Origin of the sequence: Bradyrhizobium sp. URHD0069, assembly GCF_000701345.1 — a bacterium.
GTDB lineage: Bacteria > Pseudomonadota > Alphaproteobacteria > Rhizobiales > Xanthobacteraceae > Bradyrhizobium.
Genome location: NZ_JNIJ01000123.1, coordinates 1 through 1,584, shown reverse-complemented (window position 1 = coordinate 1,584; position 1,584 = coordinate 1). Strand labels below are relative to the sequence as shown.

Genomic DNA, 1,584 nt, shown 5'->3' with positions numbered 1-1,584 from the left:
GCGCCTCAATCCCGAGCCCAGAGCGCTGCTGCTGTTGCGTGGAAACTCGAAGATATGCGACGGCGCGCCCCATACAAACGGCATACCACCGTATGGCCTTTGGTCAGTCCGCGCGGCAGGTTAATTCTGGAACTGCGCTAGTTATTGGCTTGTCAATTTATTGAAGCCTGATGCTTTCAGCCGATCGAGATCGCGCTCGCCGACAGCGGCCTGGGCCAAGAGATGTTCGGCAATTTCCAGCGCTGAGGTGGATCTTCGATCAAAATATCTCGAATCACTGAAAACATCGTCAAACGCGCGTCTCAAAATTGCGATCGTCGCAGAATCGTATTGCTGATTTGCATCCATGGCGAGATGAACTCCCGACAAATTGCTCTGTCGATGGCTATCGCAATCTCCCGGAGCCGTTCGTGAAGTAGCCCACACTGGAAACAAAAAGAACTCCCGAAGGCGGTTCAGGTTTAGAAGGTTATAGTCGACCTGTCTTGCGCAACGACATGTATCCGGCCTGTTTGATCGGCTCGATAAACAGGCGCATCTCGATCACAGGGCTTGCTCACGAGTTCTCACAGCCCCTGAGCAGGTACGTCGGCAAATCGTCCCAAGCGGCGGCACTTACGATAATGCCGATCTTAGACTTAGCCATGAAGTGACGTCCAAATATGATCTGCGGCGACGGCTACTGCCGCCGGTCTTGAGCCCTAGACGCGTTACGATTGTAACGAAGTTTTTCTGCGGATGGCACTGAGCCGCCACACGGCCGCTGCATCTTCCTTGATGGACGGTGCAGAGTTTTGAAATGAGGCTGATCTTCGTAAACGACGCCTGCCCGGCGCTCGTATGGCGGCCGGAATGAGGATGATCATCGAGTGCATCACCAATAGCGTTTCGCCATCGACCGAGACGCATCCAGCATTCTCCCCAAGACCGGCGAACCACACAGGATTGGGGTCGGTCGGGAAGTGACTATTTTATCGCGCCTTTTCTTCCTGGTGGCTGCCGCGCTACTGCCCGCGATCGCGATCCAGGCATACAATGAATTCGATCTCCGTCGCGCGCGCCAGATCGAAGTTGAGAACCAGGCGCTTAGCCTGGCCAAGCTCGCCGCAGCAGAGCAACAGCAGATCGTCCAGGGAATTCGTCAGGTCCTGATCGCGATGTCGGAACTCCCCTCGATAAAAACGAGGGACGGCCAAGCGTGCGACGCTTACCTGGCTGCTATGCAGCGGCGATTTCCAGCGTTCATTGCCTTTCTTGTCACCGACATGAAAGGTTGGTCTTTCTGTGACACGAACAGCGACCATAGACCAATCTCCATTGTTGCGCGGCCCTACTTTGCCAGCATCTTGAAGACCGGCAAATTTTCGGTCGGAGAATACTCGGCAAGTCTGTCGACTGGCCGTAAGGTCATTCAGTTTGCGTTGCCGTTCTATGGCGACGATGGTCGGATGGGCGGCGTCATCGTCGCGGGTCTCAGCCTCGATTGGCTCGCTGACTACCTCGCGCGAAAGGGTGTTCCGGAAGGAGCGGCGCTCGCTATCACGGACCGCAACGGTACCTATCTCGCGCGCTACCCCCATAACG

General features: G+C 55.8%; 2 protein-coding genes. One reads left to right on the top strand and one right to left on the bottom strand.

Annotated elements, in window-relative coordinates; translation table 11 throughout:
- Window positions 1-141: 141 nt before the first annotated feature.
- On the bottom strand, window positions 142-348 hold the full coding sequence (locus N554_RS0130525) for a hypothetical protein (RefSeq protein ID WP_029586902.1): 207 nt from the start codon (window positions 346-348) through the stop codon (window positions 142-144).
- 614 nt (window positions 349-962) lie between these two features.
- Here N554_RS0130525 and N554_RS0130515 point away from each other — a divergent pair.
- Window positions 963-1,584 (top strand): PDC sensor domain-containing protein (locus N554_RS0130515; RefSeq protein WP_029586901.1); only part of this gene is annotated, 622 nt, incomplete at its 3' end.